The 14,084-nt window shown below is 43.8% G+C and carries 15 protein-coding genes; 10 read left to right on the forward strand and 5 right to left on the reverse strand.

Annotation, left to right across the window (positions count from 1 at the left end):
* Nucleotides 1–65: 65 nt before the first annotated feature.
* Genes FE810_RS05250 through hisD form a run of 5 tightly spaced genes read right to left on the reverse strand, consistent with a single transcriptional unit; the run spans nucleotide 66 to nucleotide 5,225 of the window.
* Complete coding sequence (locus FE810_RS05250; RefSeq protein ID WP_171022270.1) at nucleotides 66–1,481, reverse strand: alpha/beta hydrolase family protein; 1,416 nt, start codon at nucleotides 1,479–1,481, stop codon at nucleotides 66–68.
* On the reverse strand, nucleotides 1,478–2,245 hold the full coding sequence (locus FE810_RS05255) for an HpcH/HpaI aldolase family protein (RefSeq protein WP_138318980.1): 768 nt from the start codon (nucleotides 2,243–2,245) through the stop codon (nucleotides 1,478–1,480). The genes FE810_RS05250 and FE810_RS05255 overlap by 4 nt, the downstream gene beginning before the upstream one ends.
* Nucleotides 2,238–2,939 (reverse strand): alpha/beta fold hydrolase, encoded by a 702-nt coding sequence (locus FE810_RS05260; RefSeq protein WP_138318981.1) that lies wholly within the window; start codon nucleotides 2,937–2,939, stop codon nucleotides 2,238–2,240. The genes FE810_RS05255 and FE810_RS05260 overlap by 8 nt, the downstream gene beginning before the upstream one ends.
* A complete protein-coding gene (locus FE810_RS05265; protein WP_138318982.1) occupies nucleotides 2,929–3,948 on the reverse strand; it encodes a LacI family DNA-binding transcriptional regulator in 1,020 nt (339 codons plus the stop codon). Before FE810_RS05265 ends, FE810_RS05260 begins: the two co-directional genes overlap by 11 nt.
* Before the next feature lie 2 nt (nucleotides 3,949–3,950).
* Nucleotides 3,951–5,225: a histidinol dehydrogenase gene (hisD, locus tag FE810_RS05270; protein WP_138318983.1), complete on the reverse strand. Its 1,275-nt coding sequence runs from the start codon at nucleotides 5,223–5,225 to the stop codon at nucleotides 3,951–3,953.
* A gap of 115 nt (nucleotides 5,226–5,340) precedes the next feature.
* Between hisD and FE810_RS05275 the strand changes: the two genes are divergently transcribed.
* The 10 genes from FE810_RS05275 to FE810_RS05320 all read left to right on the forward strand — a co-directional run bounded on the left by FE810_RS05275 (nucleotide 5,341) and on the right by FE810_RS05320 (nucleotide 13,826).
* Nucleotides 5,341–6,087 carry an SDR family NAD(P)-dependent oxidoreductase gene (locus FE810_RS05275; RefSeq protein WP_138318984.1) on the forward strand — a complete coding sequence of 249 codons (747 nt, stop codon included), beginning with the start codon at nucleotides 5,341–5,343 and terminating at the stop codon, nucleotides 6,085–6,087.
* Between the two features lie 28 nt (nucleotides 6,088–6,115).
* A complete protein-coding gene (locus FE810_RS05280; RefSeq protein WP_138318985.1) occupies nucleotides 6,116–7,135 on the forward strand; it encodes a cupin domain-containing protein in 1,020 nt (339 codons plus the stop codon).
* Nucleotides 7,136–7,556: 421 nt separating this feature from the next.
* Nucleotides 7,557–9,494 carry an acetate--CoA ligase gene (gene acs, locus FE810_RS05285; RefSeq protein WP_138318986.1) on the forward strand — a complete coding sequence of 646 codons (1,938 nt, stop codon included), beginning with the start codon at nucleotides 7,557–7,559 and terminating at the stop codon, nucleotides 9,492–9,494.
* Nucleotides 9,495–9,891: 397 nt separating this feature from the next.
* Entirely contained in the window at nucleotides 9,892–10,212 is a 321-nt protein-coding gene (locus FE810_RS05290; RefSeq protein WP_138318987.1) for a hypothetical protein, read from the forward strand.
* Between the two features lie 422 nt (nucleotides 10,213–10,634).
* Complete coding sequence (locus FE810_RS05295; RefSeq protein WP_138318988.1) at nucleotides 10,635–11,027, forward strand: hypothetical protein; 393 nt, start codon at nucleotides 10,635–10,637, stop codon at nucleotides 11,025–11,027.
* Between the two features lie 81 nt (nucleotides 11,028–11,108).
* Nucleotides 11,109–11,552: a hypothetical protein gene (locus tag FE810_RS05300; protein ID WP_138318989.1), complete on the forward strand. Its 444-nt coding sequence runs from the start codon at nucleotides 11,109–11,111 to the stop codon at nucleotides 11,550–11,552.
* A gap of 567 nt (nucleotides 11,553–12,119) precedes the next feature.
* Nucleotides 12,120–12,491, forward strand: a complete 372-nt coding sequence (locus tag FE810_RS05305; protein WP_138318990.1) for a hypothetical protein — start codon at nucleotides 12,120–12,122, stop codon at nucleotides 12,489–12,491.
* Between the two features lie 131 nt (nucleotides 12,492–12,622).
* Nucleotides 12,623–13,024 carry a hypothetical protein gene (locus tag FE810_RS05310; protein WP_138318991.1) on the forward strand — a complete coding sequence of 134 codons (402 nt, stop codon included), beginning with the start codon at nucleotides 12,623–12,625 and terminating at the stop codon, nucleotides 13,022–13,024.
* A gap of 94 nt (nucleotides 13,025–13,118) precedes the next feature.
* The gene (locus FE810_RS05315; RefSeq protein WP_138318992.1) at nucleotides 13,119–13,364 is read left to right on the forward strand and encodes a hypothetical protein; all 246 of its coding nucleotides are present in this window, start codon (nucleotides 13,119–13,121) and stop codon (nucleotides 13,362–13,364) included.
* Between the two features lie 111 nt (nucleotides 13,365–13,475).
* Complete coding sequence (locus tag FE810_RS05320; protein WP_138318993.1) at nucleotides 13,476–13,826, forward strand: hypothetical protein; 351 nt, start codon at nucleotides 13,476–13,478, stop codon at nucleotides 13,824–13,826.
* Nucleotides 13,827–14,084: the final 258 nt, after the last annotated feature.

Raw genomic sequence — 14,084 nt, forward strand, 5'->3', positions numbered from 1 at the left:
AGTATTGAGCATGGAAGAGATTGCATTGAAAAGCACGTGCGCCGCATCAGCAGCATTTTCTTTTATCAGTGTGCGCTTTTAAAGGTCGCAATGTCGTGCTCAAGCATTTGGTCTAATCCTGCCACGGTGCCCGGGGGAGAAAACCAGGGATATTTACTTACCTGTAACGAATGGGTGTTGCCTGAATACTCAAGGAGCTTTGCGTCACCACCTTTACCATTAACGCTATCTGCCAGTGCTTTATTCCATTTCGGTGGCGAGTAATAGTCTTGATCCGAATAATGTAAAACTAATGGCTCTTGCAGATATTGAGGATAATGAAACGCCGACGTCGCACGGTAAGCGTCGATGATTTCTTCAGGGTGTTCAATAACGGTTTTGCCCGTGTGATCCGTCGATAAGGTAAAACCGAATTCGCCAATGCCTTCACGCTTTAATACCCGGTACATTTCGCCATACTTCGTACGATACGCCTCTCGTACCGTTGCCATTGACCAGGATTGGTGTTGCCATGTCCAGGCCGCAGTATCGGTAGTACCTATCCAGTCTGGCGGAAACGGGAATTGAAAATCTGCATTGATCTCGCCATTGGCACCAATCGGTGTACCATTCCATTGGCCATCACCCGCCATAAAGGCCTGAGGGGTACTCGCCATTGTGCCATACAATTCACCTTGTTTAATTCTCGGTAGAAAACATCCAGCAAAGATAGAGGCTCCGGCAATCGGCGTTGTAACCTGAGATCCTTCTCCGGCAATGGCCAGGGTTATCAGAGCAGAATCACCGCCCTGGGAATGACCGGCTAAAAACACTTTGCTAAGGTTAACGGGCACAGCGATATCTTTTGCCAACAACGTTTCAATGCTCGATACGCTATCCAGCGCATTTAACATATCAATAGCATAGAAAATAGGGCTGATATAACTGGCATTATCCCAACGTTTCATAAATTCTATACCATCGGCGGCAACATTATTAACCGTGCCATGGCCACGCCAACCGGGCGTGATGACGATAAAGCCACTTTGCGCTAATTGATCAATGTATCGTGCCTGACTGCCTGTTTGATCAAGAAAAAAATTAAACGATGGAGCATTTGTTTCACCCACCCAACCATGACTGTACAGCAATACCGGATATCCCGCATTAGGCGCAGGCGCATCTGGAATATCGATTCGGGCATAGACGTTAAGGCCATCACTGTTATAACGAGTCATATACGACTGATAGCCTGAGCGCTGGTTGTCGACACCTGTCAGTAACTGAAACTCACTACCATATTGGCGTTGGCGAAGCGCGCCAATCGAAAGTGCTGCCAAACTCGGGATCTCGGCTGTGGCCCAGTCCATTTTTGATATGGACGCTGTCGATGTAATAGCACTATTGCACCCTAAAACGGTGACAACGGATGCAGCCAATAGACTCAAGCGACTCAGACGCCCTGGGCGATTCAGAAAAGGCGAGATGAAACGATTTTTCATGTTGCTGATGTTGCCTGTTTAAAGCGTTGTTGTAATTGCCGTGCACCGCTGAGCATAAAACTGTGATCGGAGCCGAGCAAAAACAACGAGACTTTTTCGTTTAACCAGGATTCAAGTTCTTCGAGATTGCTAATAAACATACCCGTTGTGACACCGTGTCGGTTTGCCGTGGCAACGATTTGGTTAACGATTTTTTTGACGTTCTCGCTGTTAGGGTCGGTTTCTCCTAACGCGACGGTGAGATCCATACGGCCGATAAACAGGCAATCAAGCCCCGATACCTGGCAAATAGCATCAAGATTATCCAACGCCTCCAAATCTTCAATTTGGGCAATGACCGACGTATGATTTTTATTGTGCTCAAGGTTTTTTTCGATACCTCTGGTGGTATAACCTGCCATGCGCGTCGAGCCAGCATAACCGCGTCCACCAGGGCCATAGTAGCATTGTTCAATCACCCGACTGAGTTGTTGTGCGGTTTTCACATGGGGAATAACGACCCCATCGGCACCAAGATCCAAAGCATTTAAGATGGTATCGTGATGATCACTGGGAATGCGAACAATCACATGTTGCCGGTTTGCTTTGGCCGCAAGAATACAGGCATCAAGATCTTTACGATCAAAGGGCGCATGCTCGGCATCCAGACACAGAGTCGCAAAGCCAGACTGCGCCAGTACCTCGGTAATATGAGGATGCGGGGTTTTAATGAATGTGCCTAGTAATGGCTCTTTGTTAGCCAGGGCTGCCTTAAAACTATCCATAATTTTGTTCAATCCAGTGGTCGATAATATCCAGAATGGTTTGTGGCTGTTCAAGCACAGCAAAATGTCCACATTGTTTTAATATATGTAATTGCCCTTGCACTAAAGCGTCCGCCATTTGCTGTTGGTGCTCAACCGGGCAGGGCAAGTCATATTCCGCACCAATAACTAATGCAGGTTTGTTAAATGTTTTTAGTAGTGCCATAGAATCCGGACGTTCCGTCAATACCTTATGCTGAGCTTCGAAGGTTTTGATGCCAAGCTCGTTAGCCATTGCAACAACCTGTTGTCCTGGCTCGCTGTCTGGATTGGCAAAAAAAACAGGTAGCATGACGTCCTGAAACAAGTACTGAATGCCATGTTGGCGGGCAAGGTTCAGCTGGTGTTGCCGGCCGTTGTAGCGCTCGTTGTTATCCGCCAGACTATTGCTGTTAAGTAATATCAACCCGGTTATTTGTGCGGGTACCTTGCGCATTAATTCAAATGCGACCATGCCGCCCATGGAAAAGCCGACGGCAATAAACGGCCTTGTTACAACCCGTTTTAAAACGGTGTTGACCATATCCTCGAGACTGTCCTCAAGGTTAAAATCAATGATGATGGCATCAAAACTAGGGTGATTTTTAAATGGGGAGAAGATAGCCCCGGTACACAACGTACCAGGGAGAAATACAAGTAGAGGTTTAGGATTCATCTTTTGCTGGGGCAACGGTATTGCCCGGTATTAGTGTGCCGGACCAGACTCGCAATTGAGCCGGATTATCCGGAGATTCAATTTGTTCTAACAGTATATCAACAGCAGCCTTGGTCATTTGCTCAAGTGGTTGCTTAACGGTGGTTAAACGATAACTGTGCCAGGCAACCGCACTGACACCATCAAAACCGACCACGGATAAATCTTCTGGTACGTTTAAACCAAAATTTTCCCGGGCTTCATCAATAACACCAATCGCCATGGTGTCATTACCGCATATTACCGCAGTGGGTGCTTTGTTTTTTTGCATCCATTCGGCAAACGCTAAACGACCTGATTCATAACTATAATCGCCATATCTCACCGGAACCTTATGATGGCCTTTTTGCGCCAGTGCGTTAATTGAACAATCCAGTCGCTCCTGAGCAACGTCAGACTGCTCTGGCCCGCCCACAATTAAATAGGATTTGTGATTGTTGTCATCAAGCAGCGAGACCAGTTCTGTTAACCCTTGTTCATGGTTACAACACACAGAGCTAGCCGAATGTCCGGAAGCACGGCGGTTGTATAGCACAACGGGAATGTTGTGATCCTTAAACTGGTTGATACTGTCATTATCAAAATGTGCGGCCAGGGCGATCACTCCATCGACCTGGAAGGTCCATATTTGCTCAAGAATATCATCTAGTCCATCGGCATCATCAAGATTGAAAAGCAATACCCTTTCATTCTTCGCCGATAAGCGTTTATTGAGCAAAGACAGCACTTCCGGGTAATTAAGGTTTGCCCTGGAAGAAAGAATAACGGCCACCATACCGGAGCGTTTGGTGATCAGCATTCTGGCTATGGCGTTAGGTTTGTAACCCAACTCCTTTGCCGTCGCTAAGACCTTTTCTCGGGTTTTCTTTGAAACACTCCGTCCTTTAAGGAATACGCGTGAAACAGCCGATTGTGAAACACCGGCAGCTTCTGCGACATCATAGGAGGTGACACGTTTATTCTTATTCAATGTTATTTCTCGTATCTTCTTAAGCGAATGTCAGCTTGTTCCTTATGTCCGGCGAATCCTTCAACGGCACAAAGACGTGAGCAATAATTGCCAACGATCACTGACGCTTGTTCAGTAACTTTCTGGAAAGTACAGGTTTTAATGAACTTTCCGACCCATAGGCCACCAGTATAACGCGCTGCTTTTTTAGTTGGTAGTGTATGATTGGTACCAATACATTTATCGCCATAGGAAACATTCGTTTCCGGGCCTAAGAACAGGGCGCCGAAGTTTTGCATATTGTCTTTGTAATAGTCGACATTTTCGGTCATTACCTGGACGTGCTCAAACGCCAGATCATTGGCAACCTGTAGCATTTCTTCATGAGTATCACAGACGATGACTTCACCAAAGTCTCGCCATGCCTGCCCGGCAATATCTCCGGTTGGTAAAATCGTTAACTGGCGCTCAACTTCGGCCATGGTATCTTTTGCCAGTTTTTCACTGTTGGTTAGCAATACCGCTGGAGATGTAGGGCCATGCTCCGCCTGACCTAATAAGTCTGCTGCGCATAATTCGCCGTCCACACTTTCATCGGCAATTACCAGCGTCTCGGTAGGTCCAGCGAATAAATCGATACCAACACGGCCAAACAACTGGCGTTTGGCTTCTGCAACAAAGGCATTACCCGGGCCGACGATCATATCGACCGGCGCGATGCTTTGTGTACCAATGGCCATGGCGGCAACGGCCTGAACGCCACCAAAGCAATAGATTTCGTCGGCTCCTGCCATATCCATAGCAACCACGATCGCAGGTGATGGCTTGCCATCAAACGGCGGTGCACAGGCGATGACGCGTTTAACACCCGCGACTTTCGCGGTGACGACACTCATGTGGGCTGAAGCAACCAAGGGATATTTGCCACCAGGAACATAACAACCAACGGATTCCATTGGGATATGCTTGTGACCTAACACAACACCAGGAATGGTTTCTACTTCCACGTCTTTCATCGAGTCACGCTGAATTTGCGCGAAATTGCGAACCTGTTCCTGCGCCCAGCGAATGTCCGAAATAACCTGCTCGTCTAATTCTTCATAACAGGCGGCAATTTGCTCCTTACTCAGACGGAATGACTCCGGAGTCCATTTATCGAACTTTTCAGAGTAGTTTTTAACGGCTTGATCGCCATTTTTCTCGATGTCGGCAATGATATCTTCAACGATAGTCTGCACCTGCTTGTTCGATTCGGCTTTTTCTTCCAGGCTCGGGCCTTTCTTGAGGTAGTTGATCATTAATTCGCTCCCAAATAAGGTTTTTATTGATCTTTTTTGATTTTATTTCTTGAATGTAATCGCATCCTACTGAATAATGACTTCGAATGCAAAATAAAAAATTAAGGTAAGGTTTATGGGTTTTAGTAATCAATTACTCAATGGCAAAACCATTATGGTGACTGGCGCTGGCAAGGGAATTGGGCGCGCTTGCGCGTTACTTGCGGCGCAGTGTGGCGCCTATGTTATTGCGGTTGCCCGTACTGAGTCTGACTTGCTGCAATTGCAAAAAGACAGTACTGAGTTATCTGGAACGATTGAAACCTGGAGCGAAGATGTAACTAAGGCATCGTTTCATCAGCGCCTTAAGGGTTTAAGCGAACTTCATGGCCTGATCAACAATGTCGGTACCAATCGAGTCGCAAAAATGACTGAACAGGCGGATGACGATGTCGATGCCGTCCTCGATTTGAATATCAAAAGCCTGTATCGCTGTGCAAAAGCGGCACTGATACCAATGCAGAAAAGCGGCGGCTCCATCGTCAATATGTCTTCGCAAATGGGCTTTGTTGGCTCACCAGGGCGGACGTTGTATTGTGCGTCGAAACATGGCGTCGAGGGCTTAAGTAAAGCCATGGCGGTGGAACTTGCCGCGGATAATATTCGGGTCAATACCGTTGCTCCGACATTTGTTCTCACGCCAATGACCGAACCCATGTTCGAAAACCCGCAGTTTAAAAAGTTCGTATTCGACATGATCCCAATGCAAAAGCTGGCGAGCACGGAAGATGTGGCCAATGCCTGCGTGTTCTTGCTTAGTGATCTTTCAGCCATGGTCACCGGAACCTGCATTAAAGTCGATGGCGGATGGACTGCCCGATAATTAAAACTAAAATAATTAGGAATTTGTAATGACCTTAGAAAACAGAGCGGTGCGCTATCAGGATTTGATCCCTTGTACCAATGCGTTTATTGATACCCGAAGCCCTGGCTCCGATAAAAAAGAAAACTTTACGGTGATTGGCCCGGGCGTGGCGGAAAATCCGGATCAGCATGTCCATATTTCTATCCCGCATGGGTTTAATATCGGTGGCGCTCGCCAGCCAGCCAATTGCCTGAATTCACAGCACAGCCACCTGACTGAAGAAGTTTTTGTTGTCCATAGTGGTGAGTGGGATTTTATCAGTGGTGTCAATGCCGATGATGGACGAATCAACTTAAAGCCAGGCGATATCATTTCCATTCCAACGGATGTTTTTCGTGGCTTTGAGTGTACGAAAGGGGAAGCGCAAGGCGTTGATCAGGGCAAAGGCTATTTACATGCGGTATTAGGTGGAGATGATCCTGGCCGGGTATTATGGGCGCCAAGCGTATTTGAGATGGCCAAAGATTATGGTCTGGTACTGCTCGATGATGGCTCGTTGGTTGACACCACGCAAGGTGAAACTTTACCCGAAGGTAAATCTGCGATGCCAGTAACGTCTCCCGAACAAATCGCGGAACACCGAGTGGTTTCCAGTAAAGCATTAGAAAGCATTATTATTCGCAGTGACGATTTTTCCTGGCAGCAAGATACCTTACTTAGTGAGTTTCCTGGGGTAGAAGAAGCGTCATTAGTTGGCGGAGCATGCCCGGCTGAAAAAGTTCAGGCCGCTAAACTGGGTTGGCAACACGGCTTTGTGGTTCGTGCCCTTAGGTTTGCACCAGGCGCAACGATTGAACGTCATGTTCGTCTTGAAGAAGAGGTTATCTTTATCCATCAGGGACGACTAAACATTACCGTCGATGGCGAAACCATTGAGTTATCCCAAGGGGATAATTTTACCACCCCAATTGGTTCCGTGCGCCGTTTTGAAAATTCGGGTTCTATTGCTGCCATTTATTATGTGACTCGCGGCGGTAATGAGCCGAAAGCGCCTGATTTTGTATAAATATATATTACTCTAAGAAACCGTTTAAGCCGGCATTCAGCGACTTGTGTCGGCTTATTTTTCGCTTTTTCGGTAACTTTTCTGTCGAGTCATCATTAATTTTTTTCTTGTCATTTTTTCGACTTTTTTATCAAAGCCTGTCAGTGAAGTTTCGGTTCAGCTCTTCAACAATGTGAGATTGTCAGGCAAGACATAGTAAATACTTCCGTCCTATCCAGCTTTCGTTGGTAATTAATTTTTAATGACAGCGTTGTCATCTTGTGTTTATACTGATTATCCTTTATTAGTTAATTCATAATAAAAAACATTAAATATCTGGTTTTTAACGATTAAGAACCTGAAAATGCTAATTGCGACAATCAGTTAACATGCGTAGTTGGCAGTCTTATTAAAAAAACAAATGATTTTGAGCAGGAAGACCATGGAATTAAAACCTTTCTATCCGGTAAGTGATAAAGCGAAAGCCCATTCGCACCTTAGTGAGCAAGAATATAAGCAGATGTATCAGCAGTCGATTGAACAGCCCGATGCATTCTGGTCTGAACAAGCGAATAAATTTATCGATTGGATTCAACCTTGGGATGAAGTGTCTAAGGTGGATTATCATCAGGCGAAAATCCAGTGGTTTTCTGGCGCTAAATTGAATGTCAGCGTTAACTGTATTGACCGTCACTTACCCGAACGTGCCGAGCAAACGGCGATTATTTTTGAAGGTGATGAGCCAGGTAGCAGTCGTCATGTGAGCTATCAGGAATTATCGGAACAGGTAAATAAGTTTGCCAACGTTTTAAAAAGCCGCGGTGTGAAAAAAGGCGATCGGGTGTGTATCTATATGCCAATGATTGTCGAAGTTGGCTATGCGATGCTGGCCTGTGCCCGTATTGGTGCCGTGCATTCTGTGGTCTTTGGTGGTTTCTCTACAGAGTCCATTAAAACCCGTATTCTTGATGCCGACTGCAAAGTTGTGATCACTGCCGATCAGGGCGTACGTGGTGGCAAGATTATACCGCTAAAAAATAATGTCGATGCAGCGGTGGCTGATTGTGCTGACGTACATTCGGTGATTGTCGTTGAGCGCACCGGCGGTGATGTTCAATGGAACGATAGCATTGATGTCAACTATGAACAGGCCATGCAACAGGCGGATGCCTATTGTGAGCCAGAGGTCATGGACGCCGAGGACCCATTATTTATTCTTTATACCTCGGGCTCTACCGGCAAACCTAAAGGCGTATTGCACACCTGTGGTGGTTATATCCTGTATGCCGCGATGACCCACAAATATGTATTTGATTATCGCGATGGCGATATCTACTGGTGTACTGCTGATGCGGGTTGGATAACAGGTCACAGCTATATTTTCTATGGTCCGCTTGCCAATGGTGCTACAACACTCGTTTTTGAAGGGGTGCCGACGTATCCGGATGCATCACGCTTTTGGCAGGTCATTGAACAACATCAAGTCAATGTTTTCTATACCGCTCCGACAGCGATCCGTGCCCTGATGGGACTTGGTGATGAGTTGGTAAATAAGCAGGATTTGTCATCATTGCGCCTATTAGGAACAGTCGGTGAGCCGATTAACCCAGAAGCCTGGCATTGGTATTATGAAGTGGTCGGTAAAAACAACTGTCCAGTTGTTGATACCTGGTGGCAAACCGAAACTGGTGGTGTACTCATCACTACATTACCCGGCTCTTCTGGGATGAAACCAGGCGCTGCGGGTCTACCATTTTTTGGTGTTGAGCCTGCGATTTTGGATGGCGATGGTAATGAGCTGGAAGGCGAATGTCGTGGCCGTTTAGTATTAAAAGGCAGTTGGCCTGGGCAAATGCGCACTGTGTACGGCGATCAACAACGCTTTTATGACACGTATTTCTCTCAATATCCGGGCTATTACTTCGCAGGTGATGGTGCTAAGCGCGATAAAGACGATTATTACTGGATCATTGGCCGAATCGATGACGTGCTAAATGTTTCCGGTCACCGGCTGGGAACCGCGGAAATTGAAAGTGCGTTAGTATTGCACCCGAAAGTATCGGAAGCTGCGGTTGTGGGTTATCCCCATGACATTAAGGGGCAGGGCGTGTATGCCTACGTTACTTTGATGAAAGGTCAGGAAGGTGATGCCGCGCTTGATACTGAGTTAAAAGCGTTAGTGGCCAAAGAGCTGGGCAGTTTTTCCAAGCCAGATTTATTGCAATGGTCACCGAGTCTTCCAAAAACCCGCTCCGGTAAGATTATGCGTCGAATACTGCGTAAGATTGCTGAGAATGAATTGGATAACCTTGGCGATACTTCGACATTGGCCGACCCAAGTGCGGTGGATGAGTTGGTTGAGAATCGGTTAATCCGATAGTTTCAGGCTAATTATTACTTAGTTAAAAGGCAGAGCATAGGCTCTGCCTTTTTGCTTTAGAGGGTGACTCCGTCGGTTATGAACAGAGATGTTTGGTATACACAAAATGCAGGAGCAATTTTCTGAGAGGATTCCATCGGTTATGGGCAGGTTTTCGGGTGACGAACTAACGTCGGTGAGGACCGCGTCGAAGGAGACTCGGTCGTAGAGAATTTCATCGGTTATGGCCAGGGATGGCTGGTATGCCGAAAATGCTGTCGTAATTTTGTGGGCTTTCTTTTGCATTGATTCAATTAAAGTTTTCAGATAATTTAGTTGAATCAATCTGGCTTCTTTGAGCGAGGAACAGTCGTAGCCAAATTCAATGCTTCAAAATATTTTGGGATAGGAAATCAATATGGATGTTCAAGAGAACTTTAGCGACGAAGCGAGAATACAGTTAAATTTTACTTCCTTTATGGCTGTAGCTATTTGGGTTTGTTTTGGGGTCGCCATATCTTTTTCAATAGCATTTCATTTTATTGTAACCAGTACATTCACTGATGCAGGTTTTGAAAATACAATGTTTTGGTTCTCTTCTTTAATGTACGGATTTATAGGCTTTATTTTTTCTTTGATAGGTTCTGCTTTAATTTATCCTATTTATAAATTTTGGTGTGAACGCATGCGAGGACAGAGAGTAAAAGGTAAGTTTGCTTTAGTAAATCGTAAGTTTTAATAGACTTTAATGACTGCAAGTGGCACATTTTCGACGTCGCCCTAAATAACGTAAGTTGTTGATAATTAGGTGTTCGCTAGCGGCTGCTTAGAGCGAACAAGAGTCATTCAATTTCTAATCTTCAAAGCACAAAAAAGAACTGGATATTCAAGTGAAGCCAATGAGCAAATCTCGAAAATTTATAATGGGAATTCTGCGCCAGCATAAATGCCTTCAATTTTTATTGCGGTCCATATGTACTATTTTTGCTGCTCTAGTTATATGCAAATTGCTCTTCATAATTGGAGTTGTCGAAAGACCAATGTTTGGTGGTGTAATAGGCCAGATTTTTATGGGATTTGGAGTATCTCTTGGTCCACTCGTTGGAAAAATTATCTCTAATCCACGGTACGATTAGAGCGATAAGCGGAAGTTGAATAATAATGAAATACCTACTTGCCTCAATAGTTTTATCTCCTCTGTTTGCATTACCTGCAATAGCATGTGATAACGTTGCAGGTACGTACTCAAGTGTTAGCGAAACTCATTGGAACTTCACTCTAAAAATTGATAAATCTGAAACAGAACTTCGTTACACAGACTATTCGTTCGGTGACGATGAGACTAAGACTAAAACAGAGATTGAACGAACCCAATATGGGTATTGTGAACATATTTCAGATAATAAGTACCAGTTAACTTTCGCTGAACAATCATTCATCATTCAATATGACCATGAATTGAGTAAAGAGTCTTTTGGTGAAAAAGGTTATGCGCCAGGTTTTGTCGCTGATTTTATAGAAAACACAAAGGTTGAACTGTGGCTAACAGAATAAGCTGTGCGGCAGTTAAGAGCGATCAAGAGTCATTCAATAAAATCAAGAATTCAAAAGGCGCCTGTTTTCAGTAAAGACAAAATGGAATTTTTAATTACCCCACTTATCGGAATCGGACCGATTAAACTAGGAATGTTGAGAGATGAGATAAAAGAAGTCTTAAATGACTTCTTCGATTCAACTAGGGGAGATATTGATTACTACTTTAATGGTAATCTCCAGGTTGAATTTGATGAATCTAGAGCAAGTTTTATTGGGATTGCATTCGATAATTCATACACTGTATTTTTCGAGGGCGTCAACGTATTCGATATTGACGCTGTTGAGTTATTTTCCCTAATAGCATCTAAGGAATCTGACAGGCACAGATTTAATCCTTCAGAGTATGTCTTTCCCGAACAAATCTTGAGCCTTTGGGATGCAGATGAGCAATACGACTATATTGGGTCACACCAAAGAGTTGTCTGGGCGCAAATAGGGTTAGGTTCGAGTTCGTACCTAAAAGCCATAAACGAGCTTATTTGACGTTAAATGCTTGAAAAGGTTAATGTCTCAGAAGAGCGATAAGCAGCCATCCAATCGGCTGAATACTTATACTGTTTCTTGTTTAGCTTACAAGGAAATTTATGTACAAATGCATGGAATGTAACACCGAGTTCGATGATCAGTCAGCATATTGTGAGGACTGGAGAAATAGTCATAGAAAACAGGGATGCCCGCAATGCAAAACGTTTTATATTCGTAATGAAAAGAAACGTTCGAATCATTCTATTTTGATGATTCTATTCTTTTTGCTAATGATGGGTTTCATTGACTCTGCATCTGAAGGTCACGTTAGAGAAGCCATTAATTTCGCTGTAAGCGCAGTTTTATTAAGTATTTATGCTTTTAAACACATTCCCGTATCTAAATACACTCCTATAAAGAAGGTTAAAGATTAACTCAATTCAATCTATATCAATACTTAGTGGATAAATTAACTGTATTTAGGACATTTGCGTTGAACGGTTTAACCCAGTAGTTTGGATGGAAGTCTGGCGGCCTGATCTGCTTAAAATGAATGAATTTCTTGTTCAATAACTAGGAAAACAAATGTTAAAAATTACGAAGCATAATACGGGTAAATTTTGCTTCTTTTGGTTTTGCGCTGCCATAGCCCTTGCGGCAATAAATATTGGGGTAATTGATCATTTAATTATTGTTGTAACTTTGATTAGTCTGGGTGCGTGTATAGAAGTTACTTTAATACATAAGGGAATTGAGCGTCATGATCTCGGGCTCTTAAACTATGTCTTGATCGCTCTATATTTTTCTTCAGTTTTTTTTGGAGCTGCAGATATAGATAGTGGTTTTTTAGAGTTTTTATTAAGTGTCTTTGGGATATGGGGACTAATTGTTGTTGTTTTGGTTCTTTTGGAATGGCTGTATAGGGTAGGCCTATGCTTGAAAAAACACATTACCTAAGAAAAATTTGATGAAATGTAGTTTTATTGCAAGGGCTGAAAAGAGCGATCAAGAGTCAGTCAGAATTCCCCAAAACGAGAATTACTGAGCCGTCTACATAATAAACTGTTAGCATTATCTAAGGATGAAACATGACTAGAGGTCAATTCGTATCAAGGACCATGATACTTGTAGCTGTTGTTTGCGCTTGCATCATTTTGTGGGAAGCCCTAGCAAACATTGGTAATTGGATTAAGTTGGCCGCTATCGTTGTGCCATCAGTTGCTGTGATTGTAGTGCTTGCGTTGCTATCTCGAAAGATCAGTGAATCGTATGGAAAGTTTAAGAATCAATTGGCAAAACGGAATCAAGCCAAGATTCTAGTGCTGGAAGATCTGATTTTAGGGGGGATGGCAATGGTTTGTGGTGCTGCACTTTACCATTGGTACACAAGCCAACCTATATCAATGGCAATAACTTTATCGATTATGGGCTTGTATTTTGGTAAACAGCGGTATCAACATCACATCGATGAGCTCAAGAAGAAATGCTAACAAGGCCGTTAAGTCGGAACTCAAATAGTTGGCTGGGTTCCGCTTCGCTACACGATTATAGCCAACTATTTTCGTCCGCTTACGGCGGCGTTAAATGTCTAAAACGATGGAACAACTAATTTACGTCAATGTTGTTGGTTTCCCCGATGGGAATCTAGAGCCAGTGAAAGCAATATATCAACATGGTTCCTGTTTTAGAATTGTCGGTGTAAATGACGATGACGAGCATTTTCCATGGGAGTTCATCACAGGAGAAATAGTTACCTGTGAAAAGGTTTCTTTCTACGAAGATGAAAGTGGTTTGGTTGCAAAACAGAAGTGTAGGTGTACTAATGTATAGTTCCGTGCCAAACCAGCCAATTAACAAGTCAAAGCAGCAAGGGCCCTTCGGGCCGGGATGCATTAAACAGCGTCTCTGTTTGAAGCGTTAGATTTCTAAAGGGAGTTTAGAATGTTCAAATCAAAAGAAGAGTTTCAAAATACAACTCGCCTCATTCGAAGAGGATTGATATTAAAAGCCTCAATTTTACTCCCCCTATCTATTTTATTTATGTATCCTCTGGGGCAACTGATCAATATATATAGCAATTCGCTACCTGTTTTGATTGTGAAATTCGATGTAATAGTTCTCTGGATACCACTAACAATTGTAGTTTTTTGGTTACTGAGGCATGTTTATTCGATTGCTCGTAAAAACAACCTTTTTTGCGAAAAGTGTGATGAACTGTTGTTTTATAGAGCTAATGAAGAAATTCAAAACAAATGTAGGGTATGTGGCCAAGTCATTTGGAACGAAACCTAACAAGTTACTCAAAAGTACGTAAAATGCTTGGCTTGCGCTTCTTCGTCGCTAATTTTAGCCAAGCATTTATACGCCCATTGGCAAGGCGTTAACACCTCGAAATCAGCGTATATTAGAAATTGCTAACGGGCAGCTAATGGCACATAGCCGCCGTTCAAGCTGTGACGATAGATTCCCTGTAGTGTCACGATGTATGGACTCCCTCCCCTCGGGGATGTAACGTAAAAATGACCAAACCTTTACGACGGAGTCCATACA

The organism is Thalassotalea litorea, assembly GCF_005843925.1.
Taxonomy (GTDB): Bacteria; Pseudomonadota; Gammaproteobacteria; order Enterobacterales; family Alteromonadaceae; genus Thalassotalea_A; species Thalassotalea_A litorea_A.